Here is a 19,250-nt window from a genome sequence, read left to right on the forward strand (position 1 = left end):
TCACAGTGCGTCGGCGTCCACCAGAACCAGTTCGGCGTCTTCCAGCGCCGTGATGGTTACACTGGGCTCGTCGGTGAATGCCGCGCCATCGCGGGCTTCCACGCGCTTACCGTTGATCTCGATCAAGCCCGTGGCAGGCACCAGATAGCCGAAACGGCCTTCGCCCAGTGCGTACTCCACAGACTCACCGGCCTTCAGCGTGGCGCCCAGAACGCGGGCATCAGCGCGGATCGGCAGCGCGTCCTCATCACCGGCCATACCACTGGCCAGCGTGACAAAACGACCCGAGCGGTCTCCCTTCGGAAACGGCCTTGCACCCCAGGCGGGCTTCTCGCCGGTTCGGTTGGGCATGATCCAGATCTGGAAGATCCGCGTCTCACCCGGTTCCGCGTTGTATTCGGCGTGACGGATGCCGGTGCCTGCGCTCATCACCTGCACATCGCCCGCTTCCGTACGGCCCTTGTTGCCCAGGCTGTCCTCATGGGTGATGGCGCCTTCGCGGACGTAGGTGATGATTTCCATGTCCGAATGCGGATGGGGAGGAAAGCCCGTGCCTGCGGCAATCACATCGTCGTTCCAGACGCGAAGGGTGCCCCAGCCCATGCGCCTGGGGTCGTGATAAGACGCGAACGAAAAGTGGTGCTTCGCATCGAGCCAGCCGTGGTTGGCACCGCCGAGGCTGGCAAAGCGTTTCACGTCGATCATGGTCTGGCTCCGTGGAAGTAGTTGATGGAGCGTATTTTCCGCTTCTCGCCCGGCCGTGGAGCATCCGGCTGGGGAACGGATTGTTTCTTTTCCGACACTCTTTACGGAAACGATACGCCTGGCCAGGGAAACGCTACCCCGTTTTTTCGTGCGCTTTCCCACAATGGAGGTGTTCCCCAACGAGTGAAGACACGTCATGGACGCTTATAGCGACCGCCCCAGCTTTTCGGACCCGGCGCCGGACCACCGCGACATCGTGGTCCGTCTTTTTCCGATGCGTACGGGCGATACCGCGTCGCCGATCCCTGTAACGAGTTCACAAGATCGGGACGAATACGAACTGGGCGGCTACGCCGGCATCTGACCGGCAACCGCGATCCCTTTACGCGCCCGCGCAAGCGCGGGCTGGAGACTCACGCTCATGAAACACCCCTGGTTTGCCGCCATCGCGGCAGGCATGGTCGCGATTTGCCTCAACGCACCGGCGCACGCGCAGGCCGCCGCGTCTTCGGACTGCGAGCGCGGATTCTTTGCCCGCATGGCATCGGCCTATCGTGAGGACGCGCAGCCGTCCGCGCCCTCGGATGCACCGCCGCGCCGCGCCATGGATGCTCCGCTGGATTCACCGCCCTTTCCATCGGCGGAGTGGCAGCTGGGCGGGGTGGACAACAACGTGGGTGTGCCCGATACCAATGCGCGCTATCCGTTGCAGAAGGCGTTGTCGTGCAACGCACTGGGACAGTGGCTGGATCGGAATCGTATCGAGGTTTACGGGTGGATCGCGCCGTCGATCAATCTCAGTTCGTCGGGCAAGTCGAATTATCCGGTGTCCTATGTGAGTCGTCCCAACCGCGTGGAATTCGACCAGTTCCTGTTTCGTGTCGAGCGCCTGCCCGACACGGTGCAGACAGATCACATCGACTGGGGCTTCCACATCGACCAGCTTTACGGTTACGACTATCACTACACCACGATGAAGGGGGTCTTCAGCAATCAGCTGCTGAACAACAATCGGGTGAATGGTTATGACCCGATGATTTTCTACGGAAACATCTACATTCCGTGGGTGGCGCAGGGCATGCAGGTTATCTTTGGTCGCTATCTGTCGCTGCCGGACATCGAAGCGCAGTTCTCGCCAAACAACTATCTGGTCACCCATTCGGTGCTCTACACGATGGATGCCTATACCAACATGGGCATTCTCACGACCACCAAGCTCAACGATCAGTGGACGCTTCAGGTCGGCCTGCATGGCGGCGATGATGTGGCCGTGTGGAACAAGGATGCGCGTCTTACGGGGCAACTCTGCGTGCGCTGGGTGTCCAGATCCAACAACGACATGCTGTATCCGTGCATCGAGTCGTACAACAACAAGCGCCAGACGTACAACAATCTCCAGGAGTACGTGGTCACCTGGGGGCACCGCTTCAACAGCCGCGTGCACACGCTGACGCAGGCTTATCAGCTCACGGTCAATAGTGTGGCGCTGTCGAGCCTTCCTGCCGGGCAGACAAAGGACACCCATGCCTACGGCATCGTCAATTACTTCAACGTGGAGCTGAATCCGCGCACGATGATGTCATTCCGCAACGAGTTCTATTACGACGCCGACGGGCAGCGTTCGGGGTATCAGACTCATTACACGACCAGCACGCTTGGCCTCACGCGCTGGATCACGCCGGATCTGGAAGTGCGTCCGGAAGTGCGTTACGACCATGCGTCCGACGTCGCGGCCTACGACGGCGGCACGAAGCACACCCAGTGGATGGCGGTCATGGACATGATCGTGCATTTCTGAACTGCAAACGTTGCGCCGGTTCGGTTGAATCGGCGCAACGACGCTGCATATAAGGGGTATCGCCAAAAGCCAAGGCTTCCCCCGCATGATCCCATTTTCGGTCCTGGACCTTTCGCCCATCGTCCGTGGCGCTACGCCCGGCGACGCGTTGCGCAACACGCGCGACCTTGCCCGTCACGTGGAGGGCTTGGGATACAAGCGCTTCTGGCTTGCCGAGCACCACAATTTCGCCGGTATCGCGAGTGCAGCTACCTCGGTGGTCATCGGCTACGTGGCCGAGGGCACGTCCACCATCCGGGTGGGTTCCGGGGGCGTGATGCTTCCCAACCATGCGCCGCTGGTCATCGCGGAGCAGTTCGGCACGCTGGCCTCGCTGTATCCGGGTCGCATTGATCTGGGCCTTGGCCGCGCTCCCGGTACCGATCAGGGCACCGCCCGTGCGCTTCGACGTACGCTCGGTCCAAGCGACGATCGTTTCCCCGAGGACGTGGTGGAGCTTCAGCATTACCTCGGCCCGGCGCAGCCCGGCCAGTCGGTGCGTGCCGTACCAGGCATGGGCACCCAAGTGCCGCTGTGGCTGCTGGGCTCCAGTCTCTTCAGCGCCCGGCTGGCGGCCGAGATGGGCTTGCCGTTCGCCTTTGCGTCGCACTTCGCGCCGGACATGATGATGAAGGCCCTTGAGGTCTACCGCACGCTGTTCCGCCCGTCTGAGGCGCTGGACAAGCCGCACGCCATGTTGGGTATCAACGTGTTTGCTGCCGATACCGACGAAGAAGCGCAGCGCCTGTTCACCTCGCTTCAGCAGCAGTTCTGGCATCTGCGCCGTGGTACGCCGGGCCAGTTGCCGCCCCCCGTGCATTCGATGGATGGCGTGTGGACGCCCATCGAGCGCGCAGGCGTGGATCACGCACTGAGCTGCTCGGTGGTGGGTTCGCCTGAGACGGTGCGCGCCGGACTGGCCGACTTCATCGGGCGCACGGGCGCCGACGAGTTGATGGTAACGGCGCAGATCTACGATCACGCTGCCCGCCTGCGCTCGTTCGAGCTGGTTGTCCAGGCCCGCGATGCGCTGGCCGGACGCCAGGCGGCATGACGTCACCCAGGGTGGTGCTGGATACGAACGTCTGTCTGGACCTGTTCGTATTCGGTGACCCGCGCTGCGCCGCCTTGCGGCACGCGCTGGATGCGCGCGCCGTGATCGCCGTGACCCGCGAGGACTGCCGCGCCGAATGGATCGACGTGCTGGGCTATCCGCGGCTCAAGCTCGACGCCGCGGCGCAGCAGCGGGCTCTGGACGCCTACGACGCGCGGGTTTCGGTTTACCAGGGCGACATGAGCGGCCCCGTACGTCCGCAGTGTCGTGACGAGGACGACCAGAAGTTTGTCGAGCTGGCGGTGTCTGCCGGTGCGGAACTGCTGTTCAGCCGCGACGCCGAACTGCTCTCCCTGTCCCGTCGCACCGAGCGCGAGCACGGCTTTGCCGTGCTGGTGCCCGAGGCGTGGGGAGCGTAAGGGCGCCCGGTGGCGGTCAGTCGTCCACCGGCATCAGGGCAATGAAGTTGCGCAGGCTGTAGTAGCGGTCGGCCTGCGGCCAGCTGACGGACGCCAGTGCCTTGTCGCCAGCGGGCCACGGTTCGTTGTCCAGCAGCACCTCGATCTGAGTGCGGCCGTCGCCCACGTTGCCGTAGAACACACGAATCCAGTGCACTTCGCGGGTCAGGGGCGCTGTGGCGATCACGGCCTGAAGCGCGGTCATGGCCTCTTCGGGTACTTCCAGCGGTTCCACATCGTCACCGCGCAGGGTGAAGTTGCCGACATAGGCGTCCCACGGCAGGCCCGCAATGGACAGGCGCTGGATAGCCAGTTTCGACTTGTCGGCCACGTGCCAGCAGGCGGCCAGCATCACGTGGAAATCGTTGCGCGCAAAGTTGTCCAGCGCGTCACGGCAACCCGCCTTGCCCTCACCCGTTCCGGCGAAAACTTCTTCGATCCGGCGGTCTTCGTCGATCACTACGTCGATATCCAGACGTCCGACCTGGCCATTTTTGCCCTCCTGCCAGGCGCCACGGATGGCGGGATAGTCATCCTCGGTCAGCAGCCATCCCTCGTCATCATGCTCGGGCTCATCAAGGTCGATGCCGTGCTCGGCGAAGAGGTCGAGCAGATAGTTCTGGATCAGCCGTTCCATAGGGCTCCCGGTTGGACGTGTAAGGGACAGATGGCGCAATTATGCGGTGTGCGCGATGCCAGGTTGCTGAAGGAATGCCATGGCCGCCGCCGGATTGCGTTCTTTCGCCGCCGAAATGAAATAGACGAACACATCTCGCGGGCCGTGTGACGGCGCGGCGTCGCTCACATGAGGCAGGTCGGCGGGGTCTTTCCCTGCCGCCCAGGCCTTCGCACGGTCAGCCCAGCGCTTCAGATCCGGGGCGGTGTATCCGGTTTTTCGCGATGCCACGCTGCGCATCAGCCGTGCGTAAACGAAGGGACCGGTGAGGTCGGCCAGCGATGGGTAGTCGGGCGAGTCGGTAAACACCGTGGCCACGCCGCGGGTCCGGGCCAATGCCAGATACTCATCGCATAGGAAGCTGTCGTGGCGTACCTCGATGGCGTGGCGCAATGCCAGGCCGTTGATCGCGTCGGGCAGCAGATCGAAGAATCGGCGAAGGGTGTCCGGATCAAAGGTGCGCGTGGGCATGAATTGCCACAGCACGGGGCCAAGCCGGTCGCCCAGTGCCGTCAGCCCTTGAAGGAACCGGGTGACCTGCTCACCGGTATCGTCGAGCGCCCTCGTCTGGACAATGCGCCTGGGTGCCTTGACCGAAAACACGAAGCCGGGTGGTGTTTCGCTGGCCCAGCGTTCGTAGGTGGCCTGGCTCTGAGCGCGGTAGTAGGTGCCGTTGATCTCGATGCTCGTGACCTGTCGGCTGGCCCAGCTCAACTCCTCGCGCTGGATGAGATCACCCGGGTAGAAGTTGTCGCGCCACGGAGCGAACGTCCAGCCGCCCATGCCGGCGCGGATGTTTCCAGCTTTGGGTGGCCCGGGGGTGCGACGAGTGGCCATCGGGTGCTCCGCGCTCAAGGGGATGCCGGCAGGCTGGCAGACGCGGGGTGGACGCCATGTCGTCAGCGTAGCCCGAGGCGCCGCGCGCTGCGCGCCAGGTTGGCCCGGTCGATGCCCAGTGAGCGCGCCGCCGCCGCCCAGTTGCCGCCGTGCTGTTCCAGGTGCGTTTCGATGATGCGGCGTTCATGGAACGCCAGCATCGTGCGCAGGCTGCCGCGGGGCACGTCGTAGGTGGCTGCGGGCATGTCCAGCTCGCCGGGCGCGGTGTCCGACAGATCGAGCGAGGCGGCGGTGAGCGTGAGCACCGGCTCGTCGTGGTCAGGCCGTGATGCGAGCGCACGCAGTACGCTGCGACCGATCAGGTGTTCCAGCTCGCGCACGTTGCCAGGCCAGCTGTGCTTGACCAGGGCATCGCGCGCGTCACCAGACAACCGGATGCCGACAATGCCCGCCCTCGACCGCGCTTCTTCAAGAAAGGCGCCGGCCAGAAGCAGAACGTCGCGTCCGCGCACGCGCAGCGATGGCACCACCAGCGGATACACGCTGAGGCGATGGAAAAGGTCGGCGCGATAGCTGCCGTCCTTCACGGCTTCCGCCAGATCGCGATTGGTCGCGGCAATGACGCGCACGTCGACCGTGTGCTCGCGATCCGAGCCGACGCGTTGCAGATGTCCGGTCTGCACCACTCGCAGCAACTTCGCCTGCACGCTGGGGCTCAACTCCCCTACTTCGTCCAGAAACAGCGTTCCCTTGTCCGCTGCCTCAAATTTGCCGCGACGTTCGCCGATGGCACCGGAAAAGGCACCGCGCACGTGGCCGAAGAGCTCGCTTTCGACCAGGTTCTCGGGAAGCGCGGCGCAGTTGATGCTCACAAGCGGCCGCGCGGCACGCGCCGAGCCTGCGTGGATGGCGCGGGCCACCAGCTCTTTGCCTGTGCCGGTTTCACCCTGAATCAGCACGTTGAGATCGCTGGCCGCGACAACACGCACTTCTTCCATCAGGCGGAGGAAGGCGTCGCTACGGCCGATCAGCCCGCGCGGCGACCGTTCGGTGGCGGCCTTGCGGAACGCGTCGGCGCGACGGCGCTCTGTCGTGGCATAGACGCGCAAGGCTGTCATGCGCTCGGAGGCGACGACGGTCGCGGCGGCCAGCGCGGCGAAGGAAGCCAGTGAGGTCATGTCCACCGCATCGAATCGGCCCGGGTCGAGGGCATCCAGCGTGATGACGCCCCACGTGCGTCCGTCCACACGCAAGCGTGCGCCCATGCAGTCGTGCACCTGAAGGCGTCCCTTCTGGTTGGGGATCAATCCGTCGTACGGATCGGGGAGCGCGCAATCGTACGGGAAGCGCGTGGGCGCATCGCTGGCTACGAAAATCTTCAAACGCGGATGATCGTGAATGGAGAATCGTCGGCCGAGTGTGTCTTCACTGAGGCCGTCGACGCACAGCGGAATGAGCACGTCGTTTTCGAGGCGGAGCAGTGCCGCCGCATCGCAGGGGAAGTGGGCACGCAGTGCGCCGACGAGTCGCGCATAGCGCGTGTCGTCAGCCATTTCCCGGGTGAGGTCTTCCACCAGCGGCAGGATGCCGGAAAGCAATGATGTGGGAGTCATAGCGACAACGTCGAGTCCATTCGACAGCAAAAGCTGACAGTCATAGTGACGCAAGCCTTACGTAACAGCTTGCTTTTCTGCGCATCTTACGATGGCACGAATTCTGATTGCACATCAGTAACGATTGTCGCTGCGAGCGACGACGTCCATTGTTGTGAGGTCTGCATGTTATCCGCCGAACATATCGCCATCGTAAAGGCCACAGTGCCTCTTCTGGAAGCGCACGGTGAAGTACTGACAAACCACTTCTACCGTCTCCTTCTCGACAAGCATCCAGCGATGCGATCCATGTTCAACAATGTGCGGCAAGCCAATGGTGAACAGGCACGGGCGCTGTCGCATCGCCTGCTGCACTATGCGCGAAACATTGATCGCATGGAAACACTGGGTCCTGTGATATCCACCATTTGCAGCAAGCACGTATCAAAATACGTGCAGCCCGAACACTATGCCATGGTCGGCGCGTGTCTGATCCGGACCATTCGTGATGTGCTCGGCGAGCGTACGGCTACCGATGCGCTGATTGCCGCGTGGAGTGCTGCATACGCGCAGTTTGCCAGCATTCTTGTTGGCGCGGAGTTTCAGATTTACGGCGGCCGGGAGCGTGCACCCGGTGGATGGCGCGGACTTCGTCCGTTCGTCGTGGTGTCGCGCACGATGGAGTGCAGGGAGATTGTGTCGCTGCGTCTGCGTCCGCTGGATGGTGGTGAGGTGTCGCAACACGTGCCGGGCCAGTACATCGGCTTGTCGGTCACGATCAACGATGAAGAGTTCAGGAGAAATTACTCATTGTCGTCTGCTGCCAACGGGCATACGTATCGCATCAGCGTAAAGCGCGAGCCGGGAGGTCGCGTGTCCGGCTATCTGCACGATCACATCGGCGTGGGCGATGTGCTGTCACTTTATCCGCCGTCTGGCGAGTTCACGCTGCGGGACAGCGACCGACCGCTGGCGCTCATCAGCGCGGGTGTGGGCATCACGCCCATGATGGCGATGCTGGAGGCGGGCATGCGTGCGGGGCGTGCGATCAACTTCATCCACGCAGCACGCGAGCGCGCCGTGCACGCATTCCGTCAGCACGTGGATGACCTGGCCGTCAGCTATCCTTTGATGCGGCGGTTCTATTGCTACGAGCGCGTGGAGGCGGACGACGCGGCCGCCGAAGGCTTGCTCACCCGGGAGCGCCTGCGGGAATGGTTGCCCGATACGCGCCAATTGGACGTCTACGTGCTTGGCCCGCTGGCGTTCATGCGTGCGGTGCGGGTGCATCTGGAAGCGGTGGGCATTCCATGGACCGACGTGCGCTATGAGTTCTTCGGCGTGGCATCGCTGATGGATTGACCCGGGTCCACGTTGATCCGGTAATGATTCGCACTTAGCATGACGCGATACCTTTGCCAGGCGATCCGCATGTTCTTACGCTCCTGCCCTTTCATGCACCGTGATGGCGTGCACGTGCGCGAGGCTGCGGCATGAATGTATCGCGCTCACCGCGACGGGTTCGCGTTCTGCTGAAAACCCTGCACCTGTGGCTGGGGTTGTCGCTTGGCGTGGTGCTGTCGCTGGTCTGCATGGCCGGCAGCGTGCTGATGTTTGAAGATCCGCTGGTTGCAGCGATGCATCCGGAGCTGATTGATCGTCCATCACCCGATCTGGGCGTGCAGGGTAAAGCGCTGCAAACGATCATGGCGTCGTCCGAAGGAAAGTCGCTGCGCAGCATCAGTTTGCCGGACGATGACTTTCCCGTGTTCGAGGGGGCGCTGCCCGGGCGCGGCAAAATCTACTTTGATGGCACGACGGGTGAGGTCGTTCTCCGCCGCAGCGGGTCATCGGACCCACTGCTGCTGTTGATGGACTGGCACACGCATCTGCTCTCCGGAAAAATTGGCGAGACCGTGCTCGGCTGTGTCGCCCTGACCGGTCTTTTCATGATCCTCTCCGGCGTATGGCTTTATTGGCCCGGCCGCCGCCGCGCGCTGACCCATCTTCGTCCGCATGCCCGGCCACCCATCCAGCGTTGGGCAAGCTGGCATCGCTTTGTGGGTGTGATGGCGTTGCCACTGTTGCTGGTAATGATCGGAACCGGCACCACCATGGCGTACCGTGGATCGGTGCGTGCGGGGCTGATGAGCCTGTTTGGCGAGCCGCCATCGCAGCGGCCGCCCGATGTGCCCTGGGTCGAGAAGCCCGTGAACTGGAGCGCCGTGCTGGTGGCGGCGCAGGAAGCGGCTCCGGATGCGCAGATCAGCCGCCTGAACCTGCCTGCGCGTGATGGCGCGGCACTGGTCGTGCGCCTGCGCCGGCCCGGCGAATGGAATCCCACGGGCCGCAGCACGCTGTGGATGGATGCGCCGGCCGCCCGTGTGCTGGGAGGTGAGGATGCGACGCGTGCAGGCACGGGTTCGCGTATTTCCAACGCGCTGTTCCCCATCCATTCGGCTGCCGTGGGGGGCATGCTGTGGCGCGTGGTGGCCAGCTTCACCGGCCTGCTTCCGATGTTCATGCTGGTAACCGGCTTTCTCTTCTGGCGCGCCCGCCGCAATCGCCCGCCCGGCCGCGCTTTAGGGTGATGCCCCGGCACCGCCCTGAACCGGTCTGTTCCCCGCCAGAAGTGGCCCTCTAAGATAGCGGCCACTTTCAGCGGGAACCCGCCATGTTGATCGCCCGACTTTTCTGCGCCAGCGCACTGGCCGCTGCATCCTTCGCCGCTTATGCAGGGCAGCCCGAGTGGACTCAACCCGAGGCCCCGTTCAAGGTCTACGGCAACACGTACTACGTGGGTTCGCGCGGGTTATCCGCCATCCTCGTGACCTCACCGAAGGGGCATGTGCTGATCGACGCAACGGAAGACGTCAATGCCCCCATGATCGAGGCGAACGTGCGCGCGCTCGGCTTCAAGGTGGAAGACATCCGCGTGATCCTCAACTCGCACGCACACGCTGATCATGCAGGCGCCATTGCGGCGATTGCCCGCGACAGTGGTGCCGAAGTGCGCGCCAGCCCCGCCAGCGCCCATGCACTGCGCCTCGGCGGCAACGACCCGAATGATCCTCAATTCGGTGAGGCACCGCTGTTTCCACCTGTGAAAGAGGTGGACGAACTCAGCCCGGGCGAAACCGTGCATGTGGGCGATCTTGCCCTGACCTCGCATGCGACGCCGGGACACACGCTCGGTGGCACCACCTGGACGTGGCGCTCGTGCGAAGGAGAGCGTTGCCTGAACATCGTTTACGGCGACAGCCTCACGCCCTTCTCGAAGGACGGCTATCGCTTCTCGGCAGACGCGAAGAAGCTGGCCGCCTATCGCAAGGGAATTGAAACGGTTTCTAACCTGCCTTGCGACATTCTCATCACGGCCCATCCCGACGTGGTCGATCTGATGAGCAAGGTGGACGCGCACGCATCGCTGGAAGACAAGCATGCCTGCCAGGCTTATGCCGTCTGGGCCACGGGCAAGCTGGATGCGCGACTCGCGAAGGAGCGCGCCGCCCACTGAGGCCAGCGTGCGTTACGACGCCAGCATCCTGCCGATGCGGGCGTCTTTCTCGGCCCACAGCTCGTTGACCCACAGCTGGAAGCGCTCGCGGAAGGCGGCGTCGCCTTCGTAATCGCCACGTAGCTCAGCGAGCAGCGGCAACTGCCGCACGTGCACGCGGATCTCGCGGATGCGTCCGGCGATGAGGTCCATCATGCTTCCCGGCCCCTGCGGATACACGATGGTCACGTCCAGCAGGGAGCGCATGGCATCGCCCATCGCATCCATCACGAAGGCAACGCCGCCTGCTTTCGGGCGCAGCAGATGGGTGTACGGCGACTTCTGGGCGGCGTGCTTGGCGGGCGTGAAACGGGTGCCTTCGGTGAAGTTCATCACTGACACCGGCACGCTGCGGAATTTTTCACAGGCCCGGCGCGTGGCTTCGCGATCTTTACCGCGCAACTCCGGATGAGCTTCCAGCTTTTCCCGCGAGTAGCGCTTCATGAACGGGAAATCCAGAGCCCACCATGCCGGTCCCAGGAGCGGAACCCAGATCAGTTCGCTTTTGAGGAAGAAGCGGAAAAACGGAATGCGCCGGTTGAACAGCTTCTGCAAAACGGGGATGTCCACCCAGCTCTGGTGATTGCAGATGACGAGAAAGTTCTCCCGGCTTTGCAGGTGCTCAAGGCCGTCCACCCGCCACTGGATGCGGGTGAACACGTCGAACAGCTTCGAATTTCTGGCGATCCAGCTTTCTGCCAACGCCACCAGTCCCCGCGTGCACAGCTGTCGGACGGCCCGGATCGGGACGATCAGCTTCACAAAAGTAAGCGCGAACAACGGCGTGATATGGCAGACGATGTTCAGGGCCAGCAGGAGGCAGACCAGCGGAATGCGCAAAAAGGCAGGAAGTGAAGCGAACATGCGAGGCCAGAAATAGGGATGCAAGGCCCAAAGACTAACGGGTTGACGGCCCGAAGCGACAGCCCTGACGCCAAAGCGGGCGGGTCGTGACGACCCGCCCGCTGATGGTTGACGCTTCAGGCGTGTGCCCGGTCAGAGTCCCGCTTTCAGGAACTGAGCATAGTTACCCACATTCAGCGTGCCGATGCCGGCGCCCGGCTCATAGCCGCCCTTGCCGTGATAGAACCAGTTGTCGCCTGCCTTGATGTCAGTAAACGGCGAGTATTTGCCGTACCTGACCGTGTCAGTAAGCAGATACAGCTGGGGATTCCAGAAACCGATCCGGTGTCCCGAGTTTTGCTTCAACAGGGCGGCCACGCCGTTGAGCTGCGGTGCCACGAAGCTGGTACCGCCCTCGCCTGTCACCACGCCATCCTCCGCGTCGGTGCTGGAAATGAGCAGATAACCGGTTTCAGGATCGGCGTTGAATGCGATGTCGGGCACGTTGCGGCCGGCAAAATTCGCCTTCAGGTTCAACAGGGTCAGCGGGGTCGTCTGGGTGTAACCCTCAAGGCTCTGGCTGGGGTTTTGGGCGACCAGCGATTGCCCGGGCTCACTCTTGCGGATGCCTGGGGTGAAGAGCTGATAAAGCGGCGTTGGCCAGAACACGCTGACGCCGCCGCCACCGCCGACGGAAAACAGGTCGTACACGCCCGGGCGTACCTTGTCCAGGTAGGTTTGCAGGTAGTCCCAGCCCCAGACCTGCTCCTGGTCGATCGACGCCGTGGGGCCGCCGGAGAAGCTGAAGGTAAACGGCACGGTCGTGCCACCCGCTGCCGTGATAAACGGATCAGCGGCTGGCGCGTCCACAGTCAGCGGTGCGCTGAAGGCCGTGTTGCCCAGGTCACGGACGGTGTCATAGGCGCCCGAATCGCCCGTCGCGGCGAACATCGAAATGCCCTGAGCGGCAGCTTCAAGGAAGACCTGGTGGAACGCGACGAGCTCACCCGTGTAGTCGCCACCGCTCAACGGTGAGTCGAAGTAGAACTCTTCCGGTTCACCCCAGCTGACCGAAATGCTGTCGGCGATGTTTTCCGACACGGCCTGATAGAACGCACTAAGGAAACCGCCGCTGGTGTTCGGTGCGTCGTACACGCGAAGGTCGGCGAACGGTGCAAGACCGCCGGACTGCTCAACGTCCAGCGATGTTTCACCGCTGCCCGCATCTGAACTGATCACGCCACCGCCATCCACATGGATCTGGGTGATGCGGTTGGGCTTGGTCTGCAAGCCGATGAGTGACCAGTAGTCGTACGCGTCCTGCGGAATGAAGCCCGCCAGAGTCACGATGCCGATGGTGGAGCCCTTGCCGTTGATACCGGCCTTGTACAGCGGGTTGATGTTGTAGAAATTCGCCACGTCGCCCACGGTGTACTCACCGGGCGTGTTGGTGGCTGTACTGCCCGACGCCGTTGTGAGCGTGGCAATGGCAGGTGCGGAACTGAGCGTGCCGGCCTTGTTGCTGTTGACGCGATGGGAAAGATACCTCGGCTCGTTGCTCAGGCCCGCCGCTACAACCAGCGTGCCGGACAGCGCTACCGGAAGCACGGGATGCTTGCTGGGCCGATGGAAACGATGGCCGTCGCGCTCGTAGTCATGCACCGGGGTCTGGAATGCGGTGGTGAACTGGCCCAGCGTGCCGGTGGCACGAATAGCCAGATGGCTGGGCAGCACTTCCACCTGCGTGATGCCGTTCTTCTGGAGGAACTGGCTAATTTGCTTCAGGTCATTGTCGCTGGGCCCGAAGCGCGATGCGAACTGTGCCGTCGACAGGAAATGTCCGTATTGCGGACTGCCCGGCGTAGCGGTCTGATAAACGAATTGCTCCAGTGCCTCGGGGTGCTGAACTTTCAGCACCAGCGTCACGTTAAGCGTCTGCGTCGGATCGGCCGAACCAAGATCTACCGTGGGACCTTTATCGCGCGCCGCAGCGGCGAAAGAGAACGACAACAGAACGGCCGTAAGGGCAGCCGCCAGAGCATGACGACGGAAGTTCGCGAGCATGAAAGTTTCTCCCATGAAGGTGATCGCGACAGCGCGGGACCCCCTGTTCATCGGGCGCTGGCCACCTGCAAGCTATCTCGCGAGTCTCCGCGATGGAAGAGTCTGGGTGTGTCGTAAGTATCTGCGCCGAAAGCGATTTATCTTGCGCAACTGAGCCGTGATGCGGCTTGCCGAAGCCGGGTGTCTCATGGGTGTTACAGGGGCCGGCGTGTGCTTAGGAAAAATTCTTACGTCGGCAAAGGTGCTTCACGACGTTGCATCCGCCTGCCCTGCCTGAAACGTGAGCGATTCGAGGCTCTGGCGCACGTCATCAAAACCTTCCCATGGATCGGCGCGAAGGCGCGCCAATCGCTTCGGTAGCGTATGGATGTTGAATGCGCTGCCGCTCTTGATCTTGTCCAGCTCTTCCCATCGCAGCGGCACCGATGCGGGCGCACCAGCACGTGCGCGCAAAGAGTACGACGCCACGCTGGTGGCGCCGCGCCCGTTACGCAGGTAATCCAGATAGATCTTTCCGTTGCGCAGTCGTTTGGCAGATGTCGCCACGAATTCGAGCGGGTGCATGCCCGCCAGGGCTTCGGCGAAGCCCCGCGCGAATGACTTCACCAGGTCCCACGGCGATCCCGGATTCAAAGGCACGACCACATGCAAGCCCTTTCCGCCCGTGGTGCGAACGAACGATACGAGACCGATGGCAGTAAGCAGCGTGCGTACTTGTCTGGCCGCAGCAACCACACGGGCCCAGCTCACGCCTTCGCCAGGATCGAGATCGAAGACGATGCGATCCGCGATGTCCGGTGTTGCAACGGTGGAACCCCACGGATGGAACTCGATGGCACCAAACTGCACGAGCTCGATCACGCTTTCTTCGTTCTTCGGATAGAGCCATGTTGCGGTAGCGCCTGTTTCTTCCTTTATTTTCGCTGCCCCTGCGTACTCCAGGCCTGCGATCAGATGCTTCTGAAAAAAGCAGTGCTCGCCGATGCCGCCCGGACAACGGATGGTCGACGTCGGACGATTCACGATGCCGGGAAGCAGCCACGGCATCACAGTGTGGTAGTAGTCGGCAACCTGTTGCTTGGTGATGTTGTCTTCGGGAAAGACCACGCGGTCGGGATGGGTGATGACAACCGGTGAGCGCGTTTTTCCCTTATTTTTGGCGATTTTTCGGGGAGTATCTGGCATGGGTTCGTTTCCTCGAAGGTCCATGGGGCGCTTGTCCATCCGCAGCGTCTTGAGGCTGGGCTGGCGCAGAAGACCATGGTTGCCGATGCCCCGGAACCACACTTCCGCCACCGTCGTCGGCTTGATCCAGAGCGCGCCTTTCAGCAACGGGTCGATGTTGTTGAGGCGGATGGGTGGCTCGCGCGTACCTTTCGTGGCGAGTGTTTCGCCGAGCTGTTTCAATTGTCCGTCTGTGAAACCTGTGCCGACGCGGCCCATGTAAGTCCACTGGTCGCCTTCACCGGGCCGCCCCAGAAGCAACGAGCCGAACGCCAGTCGCGCCCCTTTGGCGGGCGTGTAACCGATCACGGCAAATTCGTCGCTTTGCAGCCGCTTGATCTTCAGCCAGTCCTCGCTGCGTCCGGCGCGATAGCCGGAATCCACCCGCTTGGACATGATGCCTTCGAGCTGCTGGTCCATCGCCATTTGAAAGACGGCGTCGCCATCGTTCAGATGATGGTCGCTGAAGCCCAGATGCGCGGGCGTGTGTTCCACGACGCGCTTCAGTAGCGCCTTGCGGTCGAGCAAGCTCGCGCGTGTGAGGTCGTAACCAAGCAGCGCGGGCATATCGAACAGCATGTAGACCAGCGGTGCCTGCGCCTCGCCAGACAACGTGCGCTGCAATGCGTTGAAATCGCTGCGGCCATGGCTGTCCAGTGCAATCAGCTCGCCGTCCAGACGGGCCGAATCCAGCTTCAGGTCACGGATCGCACTCGTGATTTCCGGCACTTTGTCGTTCCACGCAAGGCCATTGCGCGACCACAGGGTCACCTCGCCGTCGGTGATGGAAGCAAGCAGGCGGTAGCCATCCCATTTCACTTCGTGCAACCAGTTCGGGCCGTTGGGCGGTGTGTCGTGCAGCTTCGCCAGTTCCGGTGCAAAGAATCCGGATGGTACGTCCGCTCCGCGAGCACCCTGCATGGCCGCCAGTGCCTTGCGCATACTAGCCGCAGATGCCCGGCGTTTGACGGGCCTCGTTGGTCGTCGCGCCACGGAGAGCTTGCTGGCCGCCTTCTTTTCGTTGGGCGTGCGTGCGGCCTTGCGTGTGCTGCGCACCATCGTTGCGTCCAGCAGATCGTCAGCCTCGACGTCGCTGGCCCAGGCATCCGCATCCTTGATGAGAAACCATGCAGGCTGGCGCTCTTTTTTACCGCTGCGCACCAGATGCCAGCCGCCCTTCAGCCGTTGCCCGTCCAGGTGGAAATGCAGGTGGCCTTTGCGAAGTTGAGCCTCTGCGTCGCCCTGTGTGGACCAGACGCCGCGATCAAACAGATCAACATGACCCTTGCCGTAGCCTTCTTCGATATCGCCTTCAAAGTCGGCATAAGCCACCGGATGGTCTTCCACTTCCACGGCGAGCCGCTTGACCGTGGGATCGAAACTGGGGCCCTTGGGAACGGCCCAACTGCGCAGCGTGTCACCCACTTGCAGACGAAAATCGAAATGACGTCGACTGGCGTGATGCAGTTGCACCACGAAGATGGCGCGCGCAGCGGCCGGTGCCGGATGGTCGGGCGCGGGCTCCCGGGTACGGCTGAAGTCACGCTTTCGGCGGTAGTTGGCCAGCGTCATGCACTATCCATCGCACTGCACAGGTGAAGCCGCGGTCGAGGTCGCGCAGGCCGCATGAACCCTGCTCCACCTTGAGCCGTCACCATGGCGCCCGGTAACCTGCCGGGCCGAGCACACACGGACGCGCCATGTCTTCCCATCCCAGCGATCTGGATATTTCCCGCCGGCGTTTTGTCCGGGGCCTGGCCGTGGGCGGACTGGTGCTGGGCGCAGGCCTGGGGCGCGCGGGAAACAGCATCGCCCAGGTTCGCCCCATTGCTGGCGAAACCCCCGGAAGTATCGAATACGCCATCGACATCGTGGAGGCGCCGGTCAACTACACCGGCAAGGCGCGTCGCGCAGTCACCGTAAACGGCGGTGTGCCCGGCCCACTGCTGCGCTGGAAAGAAGGCACGCCCGTCACCATCCGCGTGACCAATCGCCTGAAAACCCCCACATCACTGCACTGGCACGGCATTCTTCTGCCCGCCGACCAGGATGGCGTACCCGGATTGAGCTTCGATGGCATCGCGCCCGGCGAGACCTTTACCTATCGGTTTCCCGTGCGTCAGTCGGGCACCTACTGGTACCACTCACACACGCGTTTTCAGGAACAAGTGGGACTGTACGGGCCGATCATCATTGATCCGGCTGGCGAAGAGCCGCATCCCGTGCAGCGTGACTACGTGCTGCTGCTGAGCGACTGGACAGACGAAGATCCCGAGCGGGTCTACAGCAAGCTGAAGACCCGCAGCGACGTGTACAACTATGGCCAGCCGACGGTGGGCGACGTGGTACGCGACATTCGTGCCGATGGCGTGCGTGGCGCGATGGCGAAGCGTGGCATGTGGAACCGCATGCGCATGAGTCCTACGGATCTGTCCGACGTATCCGGCGCCACGTACACGTATCTGATGAACGGAACGACGCCCCGGGGAAACTGGACGGGAGCGTTCACTCCGGGCGAGAAGATCCGCCTGCGCGTCATCAATGGCTCGTCGTCCACCATCTTCGACCTGCGCGTTCCCGGCCTGAAAATGACGGTGATCGCCACGGATGGACAGAACGTTGAACCGGTGGATGTTGACGAGATGCGCGTTGCCCCGGCGGAGACCTACGATGTGCTGGTCGAACCGGCTGAACACCGGGCATACACGATCTTCGCCCAATCCATCGACCGCTCCGGCTTCGCGCGCGGCACGCTGTCGCCGGGCCACGGTATGACCGCTGCGGTGCCCGCGGTGGATGCGCGCGAATGGCTCAGCATGGACGACATGATGGGTGCGATGGATGGCGACGGCCCGATGGCCCACCACGCGCGCACCGAGTACGGCGTGGGCGTGGATATGCGTGTGGACATGCCACGCGTGAACCTGGATGACCCGGGCATCGGTTTGCGCGACAACGGCCGACGCGTTCTCACGTATGCCGACCTGCGCACGGTAGGCGGTCCACGCGATGCGCGGGCACCCACGCGGGACATCGAACTGCATCTCACCGGCAACATGGAGCGTTTCATGTGGTCGTTCGACGGCCAGAAGTTCTCCGAGGCCAAACCGATTCACCTTCACCTCGGCGAGCGCGTGCGCTTCATTCTGGTGAACGACACCATGATGAATCATCCGATCCATCTGCACGGCATGTGGAGCGAGATGGAGTCGCCGGAAGGCGCTTTCCAGGTGCGCAAGCACACCATCAATGTGCAGCCGGCGCAGCGCATCACGTGGCTGGTGAGCGCGGATACGCCGGGGCGCTGGGCCTTTCATTGCCACATGCTCTACCACATGGAAGCGGGCATGTTTCGCGAAGTGGTGGTGTCGTGAGGACGTACGTTGCCGCCTTTGTCTTTCTGCTGGCTGGCACCGCACATGCGCAGGACAGCATGGCAGGCATGGACCACTCATCCATGTCGCACGGCATGGACATGCCCGCCGCCACACCGCCGCCGACGGACAAAGCCGGCGATGACCCGACGCCTGCGGACCCCGGCGGCATGGATCATTCGTCGATGAATCACGGCGCGATGGACGGCATGGACATGGACCACGCGCATATGGATGGCATGTCGATGGGGCCCATGCAGGGCGGCTCTGCACCGGCCGATGCGCGCAATCCGGACTATTCCGACGGATTGCATCACGGTTCCATGCAAGCCATGGACATGAACGATGCGGCGACGCGCGGCACGCTGATGATCGACCAGCTCGAAGCATGGAGTGGCCGCGACAGCCAGGGGCAGCGCTGGGAGGCGGAAGGCTGGTATGGCGGCGACGTCGACAAGCTGTGGATTCGCACGGAAGGCGAGCGCACGCGTGGCTCGCTGGATGAGGCAGACGTGGAGCTGCTTTGGAGCCACGCCGTTTCGACCTTCTGGGACACACAGCTGGGCGTTCGTCACGATACAGGCGAAGGCCCGGCTCGCCAGTGGGCAGCCTTTGGAATCAAAGGGTTGGCTCCGTACTGGTTTGAGCTGGAGGCGACGGCATATGCCGGGCCCTCGGGTCGTACGGCTGCTCGCTTCAAGGCGAGCTACGAACTGCTGTTCACCCAGCGGCTGATTCTTGAGCCTGAGTTGGAGTTCAACGCCTATGGCAACGCAGACAGGGCACGCGCCACCGGTAGCGGGCTGTCTGACGCGCAACTGGGACTGCGGCTTCGCTACGAGTTTTCCCGCTCGTTCGCGCCGTACGTGGGGGTGAAAATCACCCATGACTTCGGTCAAACCGCGCGTTTCACGCGTGCCCGGGGTGACCGGATCACCGATCTGCAATGGGTCGCCGGCCTTCGCCTCTGGTTCTGAGTTCCCGTCCACCCGCGCATCATGGACGCCGTTGTAGAGTCGGCAGGCCAGTT

16 protein-coding genes are annotated in these 19,250 nt (G+C 62.9%); 9 read left to right on the plus strand and 7 right to left on the minus strand.

The features are described from left to right. Positions 1 to 705 (minus strand): pirin family protein, encoded by a 705-nt coding sequence (locus FHW69_RS06580; protein WP_183422173.1) that lies wholly within the window; start codon positions 703 to 705, stop codon positions 1 to 3. 196 nt (positions 706 to 901) lie between these two features. Between FHW69_RS06580 and FHW69_RS06585 the strand changes: the two genes are divergently transcribed. The 4 genes from FHW69_RS06585 (at position 902) to FHW69_RS06600 (ending at position 4,015) form a co-directional block, all read left to right on the plus strand. After that, entirely contained in the window at positions 902 to 1,069 is a 168-nt protein-coding gene (locus FHW69_RS06585) for a hypothetical protein (RefSeq protein ID WP_183422174.1), read from the plus strand. A gap of 57 nt (positions 1,070 to 1,126) precedes the next feature. After that, a complete protein-coding gene (locus FHW69_RS06590; RefSeq protein WP_183422175.1) occupies positions 1,127 to 2,503 on the plus strand; it encodes an outer membrane beta-barrel protein in 1,377 nt (458 codons plus the stop codon). 85 nt (positions 2,504 to 2,588) lie between these two features. Next, positions 2,589 to 3,596, plus strand: coding sequence for an LLM class flavin-dependent oxidoreductase (locus FHW69_RS06595; RefSeq protein ID WP_183422176.1), 1,008 nt, complete (start codon positions 2,589 to 2,591; stop codon positions 3,594 to 3,596). Beyond that, the gene (locus FHW69_RS06600) at positions 3,593 to 4,015 is read left to right on the plus strand and encodes a putative toxin-antitoxin system toxin component, PIN family (protein ID WP_183422177.1); all 423 of its coding nucleotides are present in this window, start codon (positions 3,593 to 3,595) and stop codon (positions 4,013 to 4,015) included. Before FHW69_RS06595 ends, FHW69_RS06600 begins: the two co-directional genes overlap by 4 nt. Positions 4,016 to 4,031: 16 nt before the next feature. Here FHW69_RS06600 and FHW69_RS06605 read toward each other — a convergent pair whose 3' ends face one another. The 3 genes from FHW69_RS06605 to norR all read right to left on the minus strand — a co-directional run bounded on the left by FHW69_RS06605 (position 4,032) and on the right by norR (position 7,180). Beyond that, complete coding sequence (locus FHW69_RS06605) at positions 4,032 to 4,691, minus strand: DUF6348 family protein (protein ID WP_183422178.1); 660 nt, start codon at positions 4,689 to 4,691, stop codon at positions 4,032 to 4,034. Between the two features lie 39 nt (positions 4,692 to 4,730). Next, positions 4,731 to 5,567, minus strand: a complete 837-nt coding sequence (locus tag FHW69_RS06610) for a DUF72 domain-containing protein (RefSeq protein WP_183422179.1) — start codon at positions 5,565 to 5,567, stop codon at positions 4,731 to 4,733. A 62-nt stretch (positions 5,568 to 5,629) separates the two neighbouring features. Further along, positions 5,630 to 7,180 carry a nitric oxide reductase transcriptional regulator NorR gene (gene norR / locus FHW69_RS06615; protein WP_183422180.1) on the minus strand — a complete coding sequence of 517 codons (1,551 nt, stop codon included), beginning with the start codon at positions 7,178 to 7,180 and terminating at the stop codon, positions 5,630 to 5,632. A 165-nt stretch (positions 7,181 to 7,345) separates the two neighbouring features. Between norR and hmpA the strand changes: the two genes are divergently transcribed. From hmpA to bla, 3 genes are all read left to right on the plus strand, one after another. Continuing rightward, positions 7,346 to 8,521 (plus strand): NO-inducible flavohemoprotein, encoded by a 1,176-nt coding sequence (gene hmpA, locus FHW69_RS06620; RefSeq protein WP_183422181.1) that lies wholly within the window; start codon positions 7,346 to 7,348, stop codon positions 8,519 to 8,521. Between the two features lie 131 nt (positions 8,522 to 8,652). Continuing rightward, positions 8,653 to 9,750 carry a PepSY-associated TM helix domain-containing protein gene (locus FHW69_RS06625; RefSeq protein WP_183422182.1) on the plus strand — a complete coding sequence of 366 codons (1,098 nt, stop codon included), beginning with the start codon at positions 8,653 to 8,655 and terminating at the stop codon, positions 9,748 to 9,750. A gap of 83 nt (positions 9,751 to 9,833) precedes the next feature. Then, entirely contained in the window at positions 9,834 to 10,676 is an 843-nt protein-coding gene (bla, locus tag FHW69_RS06630; RefSeq protein WP_183422183.1) for a subclass B3 metallo-beta-lactamase, read from the plus strand. A gap of 12 nt (positions 10,677 to 10,688) precedes the next feature. Here bla and FHW69_RS06635 read toward each other — a convergent pair whose 3' ends face one another. The 3 genes from FHW69_RS06635 to ligD form a co-directional block, all read right to left on the minus strand. Then, the gene (locus FHW69_RS06635) at positions 10,689 to 11,579 is read right to left on the minus strand and encodes an acyltransferase (RefSeq protein ID WP_183422184.1); all 891 of its coding nucleotides are present in this window, start codon (positions 11,577 to 11,579) and stop codon (positions 10,689 to 10,691) included. Positions 11,580 to 11,711: 132 nt separating this feature from the next. Next, on the minus strand, positions 11,712 to 13,622 hold the full coding sequence (locus FHW69_RS06640) for a S53 family peptidase (RefSeq protein WP_183422185.1): 1,911 nt from the start codon (positions 13,620 to 13,622) through the stop codon (positions 11,712 to 11,714). 246 nt (positions 13,623 to 13,868) lie between these two features. Beyond that, the gene (gene ligD, locus FHW69_RS06645; RefSeq protein WP_183422186.1) at positions 13,869 to 16,418 is read right to left on the minus strand and encodes a DNA ligase D; all 2,550 of its coding nucleotides are present in this window, start codon (positions 16,416 to 16,418) and stop codon (positions 13,869 to 13,871) included. A gap of 128 nt (positions 16,419 to 16,546) precedes the next feature. On the opposite strand from ligD, the gene FHW69_RS06650 reads away from it, so the two are divergent. Further along, complete coding sequence (locus tag FHW69_RS06650; protein ID WP_183422187.1) at positions 16,547 to 18,220, plus strand: copper resistance system multicopper oxidase; 1,674 nt, start codon at positions 16,547 to 16,549, stop codon at positions 18,218 to 18,220. Next, positions 18,217 to 19,197: a copper resistance protein B gene (locus tag FHW69_RS06655; RefSeq protein ID WP_343203979.1), complete on the plus strand. Its 981-nt coding sequence runs from the start codon at positions 18,217 to 18,219 to the stop codon at positions 19,195 to 19,197. The genes FHW69_RS06650 and FHW69_RS06655 overlap by 4 nt, the downstream gene beginning before the upstream one ends. The last annotated feature ends 53 nt before the right edge of the window (positions 19,198 to 19,250 follow it).

The organism is Luteibacter sp. Sphag1AF (assembly GCF_014192715.1).
Classification (GTDB): Bacteria; Pseudomonadota; Gammaproteobacteria; order Xanthomonadales; family Rhodanobacteraceae; genus Luteibacter.

Excerpts from the sequence above, each read along its gene's own strand:
- hmpA (WP_183422181.1), top strand. The coding sequence starts at position 7,346 with ATGTTATCCGCCGAACATATCGCCATCGTAAAGGCCACAGTGCCTCTT.
- FHW69_RS06650 (WP_183422187.1), top strand. The coding sequence starts at position 16,547 with ATGTCTTCCCATCCCAGCGATCTGGATATTTCCCGCCGGCGTTTTGTC.
- bla (WP_183422183.1), top strand. The coding sequence starts at position 9,834 with ATGTTGATCGCCCGACTTTTCTGCGCCAGCGCACTGGCCGCTGCATCC.
- FHW69_RS06585 (WP_183422174.1), top strand. The coding sequence starts at position 902 with ATGGACGCTTATAGCGACCGCCCCAGCTTTTCGGACCCGGCGCCGGAC.
- FHW69_RS06625 (WP_183422182.1), top strand. The coding sequence starts at position 8,653 with ATGAATGTATCGCGCTCACCGCGACGGGTTCGCGTTCTGCTGAAAACC.
- FHW69_RS06590 (WP_183422175.1), top strand. The coding sequence starts at position 1,127 with ATGAAACACCCCTGGTTTGCCGCCATCGCGGCAGGCATGGTCGCGATT.
- FHW69_RS06610 (WP_183422179.1), bottom strand. The coding sequence starts at position 5,567 with ATGGCCACTCGTCGCACCCCCGGGCCACCCAAAGCTGGAAACATCCGC.
- FHW69_RS06635 (WP_183422184.1), bottom strand. The coding sequence starts at position 11,579 with ATGTTCGCTTCACTTCCTGCCTTTTTGCGCATTCCGCTGGTCTGCCTC.
- FHW69_RS06640 (WP_183422185.1), bottom strand. The coding sequence starts at position 13,622 with ATGCTCGCGAACTTCCGTCGTCATGCTCTGGCGGCTGCCCTTACGGCC.
- norR (WP_183422180.1), bottom strand. The coding sequence starts at position 7,180 with ATGACTCCCACATCATTGCTTTCCGGCATCCTGCCGCTGGTGGAAGAC.
- ligD (WP_183422186.1), bottom strand. The coding sequence starts at position 16,418 with ATGACGCTGGCCAACTACCGCCGAAAGCGTGACTTCAGCCGTACCCGG.
- FHW69_RS06595 (WP_183422176.1), top strand. The coding sequence starts at position 2,589 with ATGATCCCATTTTCGGTCCTGGACCTTTCGCCCATCGTCCGTGGCGCT.
- FHW69_RS06600 (WP_183422177.1), top strand. The coding sequence starts at position 3,593 with ATGACGTCACCCAGGGTGGTGCTGGATACGAACGTCTGTCTGGACCTG.
- FHW69_RS06605 (WP_183422178.1), bottom strand. The coding sequence starts at position 4,691 with ATGGAACGGCTGATCCAGAACTATCTGCTCGACCTCTTCGCCGAGCAC.
- FHW69_RS06580 (WP_183422173.1), bottom strand. The coding sequence starts at position 705 with ATGATCGACGTGAAACGCTTTGCCAGCCTCGGCGGTGCCAACCACGGC.